Raw genomic sequence first — 14,953 nt, 5'->3', positions numbered from 1 at the left:
CCCCCCCCCCCCCCCCCCCCCGATTTGATTAATGAAACCGGGACCACCGAGAACTACACAGAGTCGATCGGCGGCAGCGTCAGATGTCTATAAGCGACAGCCCCAGGCCAGGCCCGCAGCGGTGAGCCCGACAGCCGATGCAGCTTCACCAAGTGGGAATCCAAATCACGAGGGCCTCACGGAGCTGGAAAGGGAGATTCGAGAACTCCGCCAGCAGGTGATCCAGCTTTTGATCCGAATTGAAGAACTGGAGTCGCGGCTGCAACGGCTGTCTTCCCAAGCAGTGGCCCCTGAGCCGAGGTGGGAATCGGCCACCGCTGCCGAGATCGCCCCGGAGGGAGTGAGCGTCCCCGCCCCCAGCGCAACGCCGACCCCTACCTCTTTTCAGGTGGGAACTCGAACCATCAGCCTGCCGGGCGATCTGCTCTTCGACTTCGACAAGGCCGAGATTCGGCCTGAGGCGGCCTCGCTGCTGGCCCAGGTGGCGAAATCCTTGGAAGCCATGCCCGGCGCCCGCGTTCAAGTGAACGGTCACACCGACAACATTGGATCCCTAAACTACAACCTGGCTCTTTCCCTGCGCCGCGCCAACGCTGTTAAAGACTACCTAGCTAACCTGTTGCCGGAAGGCCATCCCATCAGTTGGACAACCTCTGGCTTTGGCCCCACCCTGCCGGTGGCCGATAACGACACAGAAGCCGGACGGCAGCGGAACCGCCGTGTGGATTTGATCATCGCTCCCTAGCTTCCCCCCCAAAATGGGGGATGACATGTTCTGGCAGGGCTCTGGTCTAGAATCTGGTAGGGCCAAATGGCTTCAGGTTCAATCCCTATCGTTGAGTTTCGATTTTGAACGCAGCAGGGATTCCGTCGGGGGAAAAGCAGACCTTTGCGCTGAGAGTAGACACAACCCTGGATGCTCTCGGCCAGGTTTTGACGTGGTTTGAGTCTTTCCGCAACGCCGGCATCCCGGGCCCCATCTGGTTGGAATGCCAGTTGGCCTTGGCGGAGGGCTTTACCAACGCCGTTCGCCATGCCCACCGCGCTTTGCCTCCCAGTACACCCATTGATATCGAGCTGGTTCTGATGCCCCAGGGGCTGGAGCTGCGCATCTGGGATCAAGGGCAGGAGTTCGACTTGGAGGGCTTTGCCCAAAACCTGGCAGCCAACAGGCTCCCCAACGCCGAGTCTGAGGGAGGACGGGGCATTTTGCTAATGAAGGCTCTCTCCACCCACTTGAGCTACACTCGCCAGGCGGATGGCCGCAACTGCCTGCTAATCAGCAGGCGCTTCGACGATCCCGCCCCTGTCTCCCAATGACCGGCCTAGGCTAACAGGCCAGCGCTCAACTTGCGAATGGCCGAGCTGGCCACATCGCTGTAGCGCAGCTCACCGGCTAAGATTTGGCCCATGCGCCGAGTGGCTCCCGGTCGCTTGACGCCTACCCTGTAGCCTACACCCGGAAAGCGGTAGAACAGCGCCGCGATCCGCTTGGCCCAACGCATCTCTGAGCCCCACTCCTGCTGCACGCGGGCGGAGTAGGTCGCCAGGGCTTCCGTATCTCCTGCCAGGGCTTGGTCGATGGCCTGCGCTGCCAGCATGCCGGTGAGGAGGGAGGGGCGGATCCCTTCGGCGGTAAACGGATCGACAACACAGGCGGCATCTCCCACCAAGAGGGCATTTTGGCTGTGCAGGGGTTGATCTCCCTCCCAGAGACAGATGGGATGGCCAAACTGCCTGACCGATTTCAAGTCCACACCAAAGCTTTGGGCGTACTCGGCGGCGATGTCCCGCAAGTTTTGTTTTTCGCCACCCCGAAAGGTGCCCGCCCCGATCGAGTAGCCATCGGCTTTGGGGAAGTTCCAAATGTAGCCGTTGCTCACGGCGCCAAAGTCGAAGTGGGCGGCTGCGGTTTGCGGCTCTGAGACGGGCACTTCTGCTTCCAGGGCGGCAGCCAGGCGGCGCTGCCGGTGTTGAAAGCCCAGCCACTTGGCCATCGAGCCTTTTGCCCCATCGGCCCCGATCACATACCGACCCCAGACCGGGCCGGTGGCTGTCATCACCTGCCAGCGGTCGCTCTGCCACTCAATACCGGAGACAGGACATTCCGTCTGAAGCGCTGCCCCCTGCTTTTGCGCCTGCTGAATCAAGTAATGGTCGAAGACCTCCCGCCGCACCATCCATACCGGCTCTTTCAGATCCAGGTCGACCACAACCGGATCCCCGCCCCGCCAGGTGTAGCGAATTTGCCGGATCTTCAGCGAAATGGCGGGGCTGAAATCGAAGTCAAACCAGGCCGCCACCATGGGAGAAACGCCGCCGCCACAGGGTTTGTAGCGGGGCCAAGGATCCTTCTCCAAAACCAACACTGAGCGCCCCCGCTTGGCCAGGTGATAGGCGGCCGAGCCGCCGGCAGGGCCAGCGCCGACGATGACACAGTCGTACACTTGGGACATGGCTCTCGATCCGTGAACGACTCCCGACACTCCCCTGCGTTGAGTCAACACAATATGGCTTATGCCACGCTGCGCGAACCGATAGAGTGCGGGCTTCACGCTTCCCAGACTTGTTGGTACAGAGGTCTCAGCGTGCGGCCACCGTGCGACCCACGGCGGGAAACTCTCCAGAGATTGAACTTGTTCTCCTCACTTGTAGCACGAACAGCTTTCATCCCGACACGGATTGGCTCTTGAGTAATTACAGTGCGGGTCTTCCCGCCGATTAAGCTAACCCCTTCTCCCTAGAATTTGGGCTGTCAGCTCCTAGCCTACCGCATCCTTTTTCCCTCCAGAAAACCAAGGGGATGACGCTTGGGGCCAGCGGATCCCCCCAACAGCGTAGGCTCAAGCCCTATTGCTCAAATGGGCCAATTTTGCGATGGGATCCCCTTTCCATCGGCTTGCTCAGGCTGAGGGGTGAGCGGGATCCCTGCCGGGTGGTTACAGCGATACACCTTGGCCCCGACATTGCGCAGCTTTTCATCGATGGCTTCGTAGCCGCGGTCGATGTAGTGGAGGCCGTGGATGGTAGAGCAGCCCTCAGCCGCCAGGCCGGCCAACACTAGAGCTGCCCCCGCCCGCAAGTCCGTAGCCACCACCGGCGCTCCCGACAGCGACGGCACTCCTCGGATGAGGGCGACCCGGTTCTTGAGGCGAATGTCTGCCCCCATGCGATTGAGCTCGGGGATGTGGTGCATCCGGTTTTCAAACACCGTCTCCTCGATGGTGCAACTGCCCTCGCTCAGGGCGGCCAAGGCCATGATCGGCGCCTGCACATCAGTGGGAAAACCCGGATAGGGCAAGGTCTGGATATCGGTTGCCTGGCAGAGCCAGCCCGAACTGAGTCGCGCCGGGGCAATGCGCAGCCGGTTGGGGCCTTCTTCCTCCACCCGCAGCCCCATGTCACGCAACTTGGCGATCACCGCCCGCAGATGATCCGGAATAACAGGGCCAACTGTGAGTTCGGAGCCGGTGATGGCCCCGGCAATGAGGTAGGTGCTGGCCTCGATGCGGTCGGGAATGACCGTGTACTCGGTGCCGTGCAGGCGCGGTACCCCTACCACCACAACCGTGTTAGTGCCTACACCGCGAATGCGGGCCCCCATTGCCTGACAGAAACGGGCCAAATCCGCCACTTCTGGCTCTTGGGCGGCATTTTCGATGACCGTCTCCCCATCCGCCAGCGTAGCGGCCATCATCAGAGTTTCAGTGGCGCCGACGCTGGGATAGTCCAGGTAGATGCGGGTTCCCACCAGCTTGCGGGCATAGGCATGAACCACGCCGTGCTCGATTTGAACCGTTGCCCCCAACGCTTGCAGGCCCCGCACATGCAGATCCACCGGACGGGAGCCGATGGCACAGCCGCCGGGCAGAGGAACTCTAGCCACTCCCAGCCGCGCCAACAGTGGCCCGATGATGAAAAAACTGGCCCGTAACTGGCTGACCAATTCATAGGGAGCTTGGGAAGTTTTGAGGGAGCTGGCATCCAGGTCGAGGGTATTGCCCACATGGGACACCTTAACCCCTAGGGTGGTCAGGATCTGCCCCATGCGTTCAATGTCCAGCAGGCGTGGCACGTTGTGAATTCGGCAAGCTGCAGGAGCCAAAAGGGATCCGGCCATGAGAGCCAAAGCCGAGTTTTTCGCGCCGCCGATGGGAATGTGGCCGCTCAAGGTCTGCTTGCCGACAATTTTCAGCACCGGCCCCATCATCTCCGGCGGGGCTGCCACTCTGGTCTGGGCCGGCGACAGGTTAGGCGCTAGGGATTCCGTCCTACCGACGCGATCGTCAAAAAAATCTCTCAATCTTCCTCCTCACCCACAAAAAGATAGAAAAGTTCTTTCCAGAGAATACTCTGGGGATCAAAGCAGCAACTAAGCTTGCAGGCCAAAACTTGGCGTGAGGCAGGAAGAGAAGCTCGAGTGGCTGTGCCTCTATCCTACAGCGGCGGATGGGGGATCAGCTATGCCAGCTCTTTGCGATGCGAAAACCCCTGTCTTAGCGCTGTGTGGAAGCAGGCTATAGCCGGTAGGGAGTATGTCAACAAATGCAGGTTCTTGCCGCAGGCGGCTGGGGGAGTAGCCTGGCAGCAAGGGGCAGTATGATGGATGGCTATGAGAAGCGCTTGCCAGTAAGACAGGAGACACCCGATGACCGCGACCCAAGTTTCTGCCGAAGAGTTGTTTCGGGCCGCCTACGAAAATCGCTACACCTGGGATCCCGACTTTCCGGGCTACAGCGCCGAAGTCACCTACTGGGATGGGGAGCGTACTTTTGTGGGGCAGGTGCGAGTGGGGGCAGACCTGAAAGCGACGGTTACGGGCGTGGAGGATGAGGAAGCCCGGAAAGCTATTCACAATCAACTTTGGGAGATTGCCATTCACCGGGTGCGCCGCAGCTTTGCCGAGACCCACGGGAACAATACTTTCCGCTATGGCCAGATCCTACCCGATGGCAGTGTGGAGATCCTGGTGGGTGGCAAAGCCGAAGGGGATCGCTACCACGTGCGCGACAACCAGGTAACCATGGTGCATCGGCATATTCATGGAGTAGTGGTGACCATCCACACCTTCAGCAGCCACGACACCGGCGAAGGCTACCTCTCCCACCGCTACGACTCTGTCTATCACGACGCCAAGACTGGCGAGCAAAAGGGTGGGCGCAGCCAATTTGAAGATCTCTACACCAAGGTGGGCAAGTACTACATTCTCTCGGAGCGGCGCATTCAAACAGAGACGGAAGCTGGCGTTGTTGAGAAGTGCTTTAGCTTCAGCAACTTTGCCTTGCTGGATGCTAGCGGCCAAGCGACTACAAAAAGCCCAACACCCTGAATTTTTGTGGCAGCAACGACCTCCGGAAGAGGGATCCTGAGCTATGCTTTGAATGTTCTCCCGCCCACACTTTGGCATGGACAACCCTGCGGCAAAGCCCAACCCGGATTCCAAAGCTCCTAGGGAGGCTCCCGAACTGATTCTCCGCCCCGCTCAACTGGGCGATCTGGAGGCGGTGGAGGAGATTTTGGCGCAAGCTTTTGATGAAGAGTACAGCAGCCGCTCGGTGGACATTCGTCGCCAAGTGCGGCGGTTACGGCAGTGGTATGGCCCCCTGAAAACCTTGAGCCTGTTTCCCAACCGTTTTCAGCACATGTTTACGGTGCATGTGGCGGAGCTGGAAGGCAAAATCCAGGGGGTCATTCAAGTTTCTCCCTTTAACCATTCCCGCAGCACCTGGCGGGTGGATCACATTGCTGTGGTGCCCTCTGCGCGGCGGCAGGGGGTGGGATCCCGGCTGCTCAAGCACTGCCTGGAGCACTTTCGCGAGGCTCGCACCTGGATCTTGGAGGTGAACATCCACAACAAGGAGGCGATGGCCCTCTACCGACACAATGGCTTCCAACCACTGGTTCAGATTACCTACTGGTCGATTCCACCCGAGATCCTTGCCGCTCTCAGCCAGCACGAGCCCAAGCTGCCCAACTTGGTGCCGGTGACCAACCGCGATGCCTACGCCATCTACCAACTGGATACGGGATCCATGCCGGCCACTGTGCGCCAGGTGTACGACCGCGACGTGAGCGATTTTCGCACCAGCCCACTGGAGTGGCTTTTGGAACGGGCCAAGTGTGCCATCAGCCAAACGGAACGGGTGGAGATGTGTGTCTATGAGCCCGAGCGGAAAACCGCCATTGGCTATTTCAACCTGAAGTTGGATCGGACGGGGCAGCAGCCGCATGTGGCCAAGCTCACGGTTCACCCCGCTTACACCTGGCTCTATCCTGAGCTCATGGCCAAGATGGCCCAGCTCACCCAAGCCTATCCCCCGCAGGCTTTGGCCTTGGCCTCCACCGATTACCAGCCGGAACGGGAGGAATTTTTGCTCAAGCTGGGAGCCCAGGACGTGGAGCGGACGCTGCTAATGTCGCGCTCGGTGTGGCATAAGGTGCGGGAAGTCCGCTTCCCTGGGTATACCGAGTATCTCGCTCTGGTGCTCCAAAAATTGCCGGTGAAGCAGCCGGTGCCAGAACGCTTTGAGGGGGCAACGGAGGGCTGGCTGGAACATCCCTTTCATTCTCTTCACCCAACTGTGCCGGATCCCAATGCCGTTCGCGCTACTCAGCCGGAGTCCTCACCGGGGTGCGCCAGAGACTCGCAATCAGAGGCTCCTCCCCCTCCCTAGTTGAAGTCTTGGCGGGCACCCCCATGAACCCGTTAGCCAGGGATCCCTCTTGGCGGATGTTGCTCCAGGCGGCCCTGCACCGCAACCGCAGCGATCCCGGTGTACGCTATTTGCAACTGGCTACAGTGGATCCCCAGGGGCATCCGCGTAACCGCACGGTGGTCTTCCGGGGATTTTTGCGGGATACCGACCGCATCCAGTTGGCGGTGGACAGCCGCAGCGAGAAGATCTGCCAGATTGCCCACTGCCCACTGGCCCAGATCTGCTGGTACTTCTGTAAAACTCGCGAGCAATTTCGCATTGCCGGCACTCTCGAGGCCATCGCCGCTGACCACCCGGATCCCCAGGCGCAGCAGCAGCGGCAACAGGTATGGCAGCAAATCTCGGAAAAAGGACGGCTGCTCTGGTTCTGGCCGGAACCCAAAGGCCCTCTTGCCCCACCAGAGGCTTTTGTTGGAGAGCTGCCCCCCGAAAAGGCTTCTTTGCCACCGCCGACATTTGTCCTATTGCTGTTGGATCCAACGGAGGTGGATCACCTCCAGCTCAAGGGGGATGCAACCTACCCCCAATTGCGAACCGTCTACGAGCGCAGTCCGCAAGGCTGGCAATGCCGAGCGGTCAACCCCTAGAAGGGATCCCAGCCGGCTCCGACCTGGGCAGGGGGCAGGGAAGCCGTTTTTCCCCTCGCTTTCCGGGAGAATATTGAAGAGAATAGATGTGCTAGCGCAAATGAACAATCTCCCACCCTCCGGAGCGACGCCGTCTGACGGCAGCTGGAGCTCCCCTCCTGGGGGGTAGGAGTCCCTCAGCTTCTGTCTCCAGCCGATACCTAGCCTTCCTGGTTGCGGTACCTCTGATGTCTATTTCCGCCCTCTCATTTGCTAAGCGCATTGCCCAAGCTGTTGCTCCTCTCTTTTTGACCGGCAAGCCCTTGTTGGCCAGAGCTTTGCAGGACAGGCTGCGCCAGGGATCCCTGGGGTTGGCTGTCGCTTTGGTTTGGGGTCTGGCTCCCGTTCAGGAGCTGACAGCCCAGCCGATGTTAAAATCCCCACAAGGCTCCCTTGAAGAGAATATAGCTCCTGCCCTGCCCTCAGAATCTGCCTTCCCCACCTCCACCCGCACAGGACTCTTTCGAGTCGGCAATCGCACCCCTCACCCGATTCGGCTGGTGATCTTGATGCGCAGCGGCGGACGGCTGCTCAACCCAGAAACGGCCCACTGGGACTTTGCGCCCGGAGAAGGGGGTAGTGAAGGATTGGTGCTGAGTTTGGGCGAGGAGCCACTGCAGATCGGCCCCGGAGATATTGTGGTGGCTTTTACCTTGGATGGAACCGCTCGCTACTGGGGGCCGAACGTGGTGGGAGAGTCGCTGGCGCCCTTTTGGAATGAAGAGAGCGGCTTTTGGTCGATGATCTTGCAGCCTTAGGCAGCCGGGCAGGCGGCCCGAAATACCCTTTCAAACTTTTCAAAATAGTCCAAAAAAGTTACAGCCATTGCACTCTGGCTCCTCAGAGGGCGCTGGAGAGTAGAGGAGAAGATAGTCCCAAACTCGGCTTGGGAGCTCGGCCCCTGCACGGGAAGTGGGAGCTGCAGTCCGCCGGGATCCTCTGCCTCTCAAGCTCCGGCCCAGTGCCACCAGGCCCAGCCCAGCCCCACCAATAGCGCCGTTAGCCCATAGAAGCACCCCACCACCTGCACCTCCGACCAGCCCCCCAGCTCCAGATGGTGGTGGAGGGGAGACATGCGCAGCAGCCGTTTGCCTTGGCCGGTTTTGCGTTTGGTGTACTGGAAGTAGCCCACCTGCAGGATGACTGACAGGGCTTCCACCACCAAGATCCCGCCCATCCAGGCCAGGGCCCAGAGCTGATCCCCCAGCAGGGCCAGCCCCGCCAGAGCGCCTCCCAAGCCCAGGGATCCGGTATCCCCCATAAACAGGCGGGCCCGGTGGTGGTTGTGCACCAGAAAGCCCAGACAGGCACCGCTCAAGGCAAAAGCCACGAGCGCCAAAACGGGATCCGCTGCCATCAGCCCCAGCCCTGCCAGGACGAGGGCCACCACCCCTGCCGCCAGACCGTCCATGCCGTCGGCGAGGTTGACGGCGTTGTTGGTTCCCACCAACACAAACAAAGCCAAAGGCCAGAACAGCCAGCCCAGGGAGAGGGCACCTATTCCCGGCAGGGTGAGAACGGTAGGGATCCCTTGCCAAGCTAGATAGCCGCAAAAAGCCAGGCCAACCCCAACTTGGAGCAACAGCTTCACCTTGGGGGACAACCCCTTGTTGGAGCGCTGCCGGATAACCAGCCAATCGTCCAGCCAGCCAACCAAGGTGTAGGCCAGAGTCAGCAGCGCCACCGCCAGCCACTGGGGATCCCAGCCGCTCCCGATGCCAGCTACCAGCAGCCCTACGGGCAAAAAGCTAAGGCCACCCATGGTTGGCGTGCCCGCTTTTTTGTAGTGGGACTGGGGCCCCTCTTCGCGGATGACCTGCCCTGCCTTCCAGCGCCGCAAGGCTGGGAGAAGCAGGGATCCCAACATAGCCGATCCCAGTACGCTCAATCCAAAGGGGACGGCCACCTGGGGCCGGATCCCGATGACCAACGCCGAGAGGGCCAGGCCCAGAACCCAGGAGAGGGCCATCCCTCCCCAGGCCGCCTCTTCCAGAGCGGGAAGCGTATCCGCATCCGCCCTTTCTGAACTCCTCACCCCCTTAACCTCCAGCCCAACTCCTCAAAAAACTCCGGCAGGAGAGCCTAAGAAAACTCTACCCTGCCGGAGGCCCAGAGGCGAAGGATCCCCTAGTAGGGCCACTTCCAGTTGCGCACCTCCGGCAGATCCTCGCCGTACTTGCAGATGTACTGCTTGTGCTCCACCAGCTTGTCCCGAATCAACTGCTGGACGTGATCCCGCCGGTACTTGAAGCGCTCCACCCGCTCCAACACGTCGTTGGCCAGGTTGAAGCGATCCACCTGGTTGAGGACGCACATGTCAAAGGGAGTGGTGGTGGTGCCTTCCTCCTTGTAGCCGCGCACGTGTAGGTTGTGGTGGTTGGGGCGGCGGTAGGTGAGGCGGTGAATCAGCCAAGGATAGCCGTGGAAGGCAAACACGATGGGCTTGTCGGGGGTGAAGATGCTGACAAACTCCTTGTCGCTGATGCCGTGGGGGTGTTCGCTGGGCGGCTGCAACTTCATCAGGTTCACCACGTTCACCACCCGGATCTTGATATCCGGCAGGTGCTGCCGCAAAAAGTCCGCCGCCGCCAGGGTTTCCATCGTCGGCACATCGCCGCAGCAGGCCATGACCACATCCGGCTCCGAGCCCTGGTCGTTGCTGGCCCACTCCCAGATCCCCAGGCCCTGGGTGCAGTGCTTGATGGCAGCATCCATGTCCAGATACTGCAGGGCCGGCTGTTTCCCCGCCACAATAACATTGACGTAGTGGCGGCTGCGCAGGCAGTGGTCGGCCACCGAGAGCAGGGTGTTGGCATCAGGGGGCAGGTAGACGCGGATGATTTCGGCTTTTTTGTTGACCACGTGATCCAAAAAGCCGGGATCCTGGTGGCTGAAGCCGTTGTGATCCTGCCGCCACACGTGGGAGGTGAGCAGGTAGTTGAGGGAGGGGATGGGCCGCCGCCAAGGGATGTGCCGGGTGGTTTTCAGCCACTTGGCATGTTGGTTGAACATCGAGTCCACCAGGTGGATGAAGGCCTCGTAGCAGGAGAACAAGCCGTGGCGGCCTGTCAACAGGTAGCCCTCCAGCCAGCCCTGACAGACGTGCTCGCTCAAGATCTCCATCACCCGTCCATCGGGGGAGAGGTGCTCGTCGTAGTCGTAGATAGGCGCCACCCAGGTGCGGTCGCTGGCCTCAAACACGGCGTTCAGGCGGTTGGAGGCAGTTTCGTCGGGGCCAAAGAGGCGGAAGTTGTGGGGGTTGAGCTTCATTACATCTCGCAAAAACTGTCCCAGCACCTTCGTGGCCTCGGCCTCCGTGGTGCCAGGGCGCGGGACGTCTACGGCGTAGTTGCGGAAGTCCGGCATTTTCAGCTCCCGCGTCAGCAGGCCGCCGTTGGCGTGGGGCAGGGCACCCATGCGTTTTTCCCCTTTGGGGGCCAGCTCTTGCAGCTCGGGCCGCAAACGGCCGTTTTCGTCGAAGAGCTCTTCTGGCTTGTAGCTGCGCATCCACTCTTCCAGGAGCTTGAGGTGCTCCGGGTTCTTGGCCAGATCCGCCAGTGGCACCTGGTGGGAGCGCCAGAAATCCTCTACTTTTTTGCCGTCCACCTCTTTGGGGCCCGTCCAGCCTTTGGGGGTGCGCAGGATGATCATCGGCCACTGCGGACGGGTAGGATCCCCTTTGCTGCGGGCGTGCTGCTGGATTTCTTGAATCTCGTGGATCACCGTGTCCAAAGTGGCGGCCATCAACTGGTGCATCTGGGCTGGCTCGGAGCCTTCGACAAAGTAGGGCTTGTAGCCATAGCCCACAAAGAGGCTTTGCAGCTCTTCACGGCTGAGGCGGGCCAGGATCGTCGGGTTGGCGATCTTGTAGCCATTGAGGTGCAGAATCGGCAGCACCGCCCCATCGTGGATGGGGTTGAGGAACTTGTTGGAGTGCCAAGAGGCAGCCAGAGGGCCAGTCTCGGCTTCTCCATCCCCGACTACACAGGCCACCAGCAGATCGGGGTTGTCGAAGGCTGCCCCAAAGGCGTGGGCTAGAGCATAGCCCAGCTCTCCCCCCTCATGGATGGAGCCGGGGGTTTCCGGGGCCACGTGGCTGGGCACGCCGCCGGGGAAGGAGAACTGCTTGAAGAGCTTGCGCATGCCCTCAGCGTCTTGGCTGATGTTGGGGTATACCTCGCTGTAGGTGCCCTCCAGGTACGTGTTGGCCACCAGAGCGGGGCCACCATGGCCGGGGCCGGTAATGTAGAGGATGTTGAGGTTTTCCCGCTTGATGATGCGGTTGAGATGCACGTAGATAAAATTCAGCCCCGGTGTGGTGCCCCAGTGCCCCAGCAGGCGCGGCTTCACATGCTCTAGCTTGAGGGGTTCCCGCAGCAGCGGGTTGTCCATCAGGTAAATCTGCCCCACCGACAGGTAGTTGGCGGCCCGCCAGTAGGCGTCCATTTTGCGCAGTTCGTCGTCGGTCAGCGGTTTTGTCGAGAGCTGTTCTGCCAAAACCATAGCCGTACCCCCTAGGTATCTCTACTCCCATGGTGAGCCAGGTTGGGGCGTAGGCTTGGGGATCTTGGGATTCCTTTGGATTTGGGAGATGGGGTGAGGGTTGACAAGGGCGGGCCTAGGTAGAGCTGCAGCATTTTGCCCATGACCATTAGATACTCTCCCTGAGGGGCACCCCTCACCCCCAACCCCTCTCCCTGAGGGAGAGGGGAGTTAGGGATCGATGTGACAAACCTGTTGTTGAATAAGCCCAGGGAGATTACCCAGCAGCGAGGAAGCGTTGAGCAAAAGTTGGCATCATCCGGCGTTGGGTTAGTCTTGCTCAAGCGGCAGGTATCTTGTTACCACCACCAGGGCTTGAGGGGGGTGCCGTCGGGGAAGATCAGGCCGGCAATCTGGGATCCGCTGTGCTTGAGGCCCTCGATCTGGGCGCCTTCCAGGTTGGCCTGGGCGAGGTTGGCGCGGCTGACATCGGCCCGGCGCAGGTTGGCCCCCTGGAACTGGGCCTGACGCAGCTCGGCGCCGCTGAGATTGGCTCCTTCCAGGTCGGCATTTTGCAAGTTGGCCTCCCGCAGATCCGCCCGCTGCAAGTTGGCTCCCCGCAAGTCTGCTCCCTCTAGGTTGGATCCGCGCAGATCCACGCGGCTGAGGTCGGCCCCCCGCAGCCGGATCTGGCGCAGCACCAGCCCCCTCAAGTCGGCCTTGCTCAGGTCTTGGCCACAGAGATCCTGCCCCTCTCCTCCCCAGTTCTGCAACTGCCAGATGTGGCGCAGCCGCTCCTCCAGCCGGGTTGTCTCAGAAAGCTGGGATCCCCGCAGGCTGGTGCCGCTGACTTTTACCCCCCTCAGGTCGGCTCCCCGCAGATCTGCCCCTTCGAGGACAGCGCCGCTTAGCTTGGCTCCCTGCAAATTGGCCTGGCGCAGATCCGCCTGGCGCAGGTGGGCGCCGTTGAAGTTGCAAAGGCGCAGGTTGGCCTTTCTCAAGTTAGCTTCGTAGAAGTTGGCACCTCCCAGCCGTGCCTCTTGCAGATCCCCTCCCTCCAGGTCGGCGTAGGCAAAATCCCGCTCCCCGCGCCGATAGGCCACGATGACCCCCTGCGCACCTCCCACTGGGCGAAAGGGGCTGTAGGTGCGACAGGCTTCCTCTGCCTCCGGCTGCTCGAGCTGGGAGAGGAGCCGCCACGCTGCCAGGCGCACCGCCCAGGAGGTGTTGCCAGCCAGTGCTTCGATGAGTTCGGCCAGACCTGCCGGCCCGTACTGCAGCAACTGGGGCAAGGTGGCCAGACGTACCACCTCGTCGCCCTGGGTGAGCCGTCGCCGCGCCCCCTCAAGCCCCCCCAAGACCAGGGCGTGGATCGGTGCACCGCCGGCTGCCACTTGTCCTCCCAGCACCAGATCCCAGGGGCGGGGCCGGGATCCCTCACCTGTGCCCACTGCAGGTCGGGAGTTGCCGAGCATGGGTGGAGGCCAATGGGCCTGGTTATACCCAGCGCCCCACCACTACGCGGATGGTGCCATCCTCTAGGCGCTCCTCCGCCTCGATGGCGAAGCCCTGCTGCCGGGCAGAGCGCAGCAAGCTCTTGTGGGCGTAGCGCTGCAAAATCGGCTCTAGGAAAGTCTGGGGATCGATGCCCGCCCCCCACAGATCCACCACAAGCTCGTAGTGATCCCCGTTGCGGCGAAAGCCGATGTCAAAGCCGTTCTTTTGCCGGATCACCAGATCGGCGCGAGTGCGGTTCCAGAGGTAGCCGCGCAGGCTGGCGTTCCGCTCCACGGTGTAGCCCAATTCCTTGAGGGTCTCTTCCAGCAGGTCGGCATCCTTGATTTGCACTTGCAAGGTGGTGAAGTGGGACATGGCGGTTCCGATCCTTGAACGGATGGAGACGGGATCCTCACTATAGAAGCGCCTCTGCAGTTGTGGAAGAAATGTGAAGGAGGATTACGTTTCCCGCGGCTCCCGCAACTTCTCTACCCTCACGGCAGCGGGATGGTGTTCTCGTTCCCTGGCTGCAGAGGCTTCGGCTTCTCCTGGGGAGTCGGGATCCCATCTCCCTTGGCCAGGGGCAAGGTGCGGGCCCGGGATCCCTGCCAAGGATCCAACACATCCCGAATCAGCACCTCCTGGATCCACACCTGCAGGATGGCCGCCAAGGGCACAGCCAAAAACAGGCCCAGTACTCCAAAGAAAAAGGCCGAGGTAACTTGGGCCACCAAAGTCAGAGCCGGCAAAAGCGACACCTGCCGCGACATGACGATGGGGGTGAAGACGCTGCTTTCCAACTGCTGGATGAAGATGTAGAGCCCCAGCACCGCCAGCGATTTCCAGGGGGCATCGGTGAGGGCCACCAGCATGGGGGCGACCACGCTCAAGGTGGGGCCGATGTTGGGGATGAAATTAAACAGTCCCGCCAGCACGGCATTGGCCAAGGTTAAAGGCACGCCCAAAATCCACAGCCCAATGCCGCTTAGCAGCATTACCAGACTGCTAGTGAAGAGGATCCCCACCAGCCACCCTCGCAGCGCCAGCTCGCAGCGCTTGAGGATATAGCGGACGCGGGGGCGGTAAAAGGCGGGGAAAACCGAGACAAAGGCGCGGCTGTAGGCTTGAGGATCCACCAACAATAGGATGGTGAGGATGATGACAAACAGCAAGTTGAGCAGGGTGGCAAAGAAGGCGGTGAAGGACTGGGAGAAAAAGTCCCGCACCTGGCGCACCAACTCAGTGGCCTGGGGCACAAGACTATTGGCCAACTCCCGCAGCGTCGGCAGCTCGATATCCGTCGGCAACGAGAGGATGAGGTTCTCAAATAGCCGCTGCGCCTGCACGATCCCAGCGGGCACCCCATCGGTAAACAGCCGCCGCAACTGATCCGCCAGGGGAGGCACTACGATCAGCCCCACCAGAATCGCCCCCACCAGAACCGTCAAGCCGGTGATGAGGAGCGAGGGGCCACGGCGAAAACCGTAGCGCTGCGGGATCTGAGCCAGGGTGTCCAAAGCTACTGCCAAGACGATGGCCGCAAACACCAATAGCAGGATCTGCCGGATCTGCCAGAGCAGAACCAACAGGCCCAGCAGCGCTGCCAGCCCCAGCCAATGGGCGAAGGTCACC

At 61.1% G+C, this 14,953-nt stretch carries 13 protein-coding genes; 6 read left to right on the top strand and 7 right to left on the bottom strand.

Annotated features, from left to right (window positions below; genetic code table 11):
- The first annotated feature begins 121 nt into the window (after positions 1-121).
- On the top strand, positions 122-745 hold the full coding sequence (locus NW845_RS03600; protein ID WP_414376879.1) for an OmpA family protein: 624 nt from the start codon (positions 122-124) through the stop codon (positions 743-745).
- 104 nt (positions 746-849) lie between these two features.
- A complete protein-coding gene (locus NW845_RS03595; RefSeq protein WP_414364843.1) occupies positions 850-1,320 on the top strand; it encodes an ATP-binding protein in 471 nt (156 codons plus the stop codon).
- Between the two features lie 5 nt (positions 1,321-1,325).
- Here NW845_RS03595 and NW845_RS03590 read toward each other — a convergent pair whose 3' ends face one another.
- Together NW845_RS03590 and murA are read right to left on the bottom strand one after the other, a co-directional pair.
- Positions 1,326-2,456, bottom strand: coding sequence for a geranylgeranyl reductase family protein (locus NW845_RS03590; protein ID WP_414376877.1), 1,131 nt, complete (start codon positions 2,454-2,456; stop codon positions 1,326-1,328).
- 401 nt (positions 2,457-2,857) lie between these two features.
- Entirely contained in the window at positions 2,858-4,210 is a 1,353-nt protein-coding gene (gene murA, locus NW845_RS03585) for a UDP-N-acetylglucosamine 1-carboxyvinyltransferase (protein WP_414364855.1), read from the bottom strand.
- A 438-nt stretch (positions 4,211-4,648) separates the two neighbouring features.
- Here murA and NW845_RS03580 point away from each other — a divergent pair, with 438 nt between their 5' ends.
- The 4 genes from NW845_RS03580 (at position 4,649) to NW845_RS03565 (ending at position 8,100) form a co-directional block, all read left to right on the top strand.
- Positions 4,649-5,329, top strand: coding sequence for a DUF3386 domain-containing protein (locus NW845_RS03580; RefSeq protein WP_414370894.1), 681 nt, complete (start codon positions 4,649-4,651; stop codon positions 5,327-5,329).
- A 52-nt stretch (positions 5,330-5,381) separates the two neighbouring features.
- Positions 5,382-6,674 carry a GNAT family N-acetyltransferase gene (locus NW845_RS03575; protein ID WP_414370896.1) on the top strand — a complete coding sequence of 431 codons (1,293 nt, stop codon included), beginning with the start codon at positions 5,382-5,384 and terminating at the stop codon, positions 6,672-6,674.
- Between the two features lie 23 nt (positions 6,675-6,697).
- Complete coding sequence (locus tag NW845_RS03570; RefSeq protein ID WP_414376875.1) at positions 6,698-7,303, top strand: Npun_F5749 family FMN-dependent PPOX-type flavoprotein; 606 nt, start codon at positions 6,698-6,700, stop codon at positions 7,301-7,303.
- 227 nt (positions 7,304-7,530) lie between these two features.
- A complete protein-coding gene (locus NW845_RS03565; RefSeq protein ID WP_414376873.1) occupies positions 7,531-8,100 on the top strand; it encodes a hypothetical protein in 570 nt (189 codons plus the stop codon).
- A gap of 188 nt (positions 8,101-8,288) precedes the next feature.
- Here NW845_RS03565 and mraY read toward each other — a convergent pair whose 3' ends face one another.
- The 5 genes from mraY to NW845_RS03540 form a co-directional block, all read right to left on the bottom strand.
- Positions 8,289-9,311 (bottom strand): phospho-N-acetylmuramoyl-pentapeptide-transferase, encoded by a 1,023-nt coding sequence (gene mraY / locus NW845_RS03560; protein ID WP_414364857.1) that lies wholly within the window; start codon positions 9,309-9,311, stop codon positions 8,289-8,291.
- Between the two features lie 158 nt (positions 9,312-9,469).
- Positions 9,470-11,845: a phosphoketolase gene (locus tag NW845_RS03555; RefSeq protein WP_414376871.1), complete on the bottom strand. Its 2,376-nt coding sequence runs from the start codon at positions 11,843-11,845 to the stop codon at positions 9,470-9,472.
- A gap of 338 nt (positions 11,846-12,183) precedes the next feature.
- On the bottom strand, positions 12,184-13,299 hold the full coding sequence (locus NW845_RS03550; RefSeq protein WP_414376869.1) for a pentapeptide repeat-containing protein: 1,116 nt from the start codon (positions 13,297-13,299) through the stop codon (positions 12,184-12,186).
- A gap of 22 nt (positions 13,300-13,321) precedes the next feature.
- Entirely contained in the window at positions 13,322-13,696 is a 375-nt protein-coding gene (locus NW845_RS03545; RefSeq protein WP_414376867.1) for a DUF1257 domain-containing protein, read from the bottom strand.
- Positions 13,697-13,815: 119 nt separating this feature from the next.
- Positions 13,816-14,952, bottom strand: a complete 1,137-nt coding sequence (locus tag NW845_RS03540) for an AI-2E family transporter (protein WP_414376865.1) — start codon at positions 14,950-14,952, stop codon at positions 13,816-13,818.
- Position 14,953 lies beyond the last annotated feature (1 nt).

Source organism: Synechococcus sp. H60.2, assembly GCF_047462315.1.
GTDB lineage: Bacteria > Cyanobacteriota > Cyanobacteriia > Thermostichales > Thermostichaceae > Thermostichus.
This window is presented reverse-complemented; position numbering and strand designations above follow the sequence as displayed.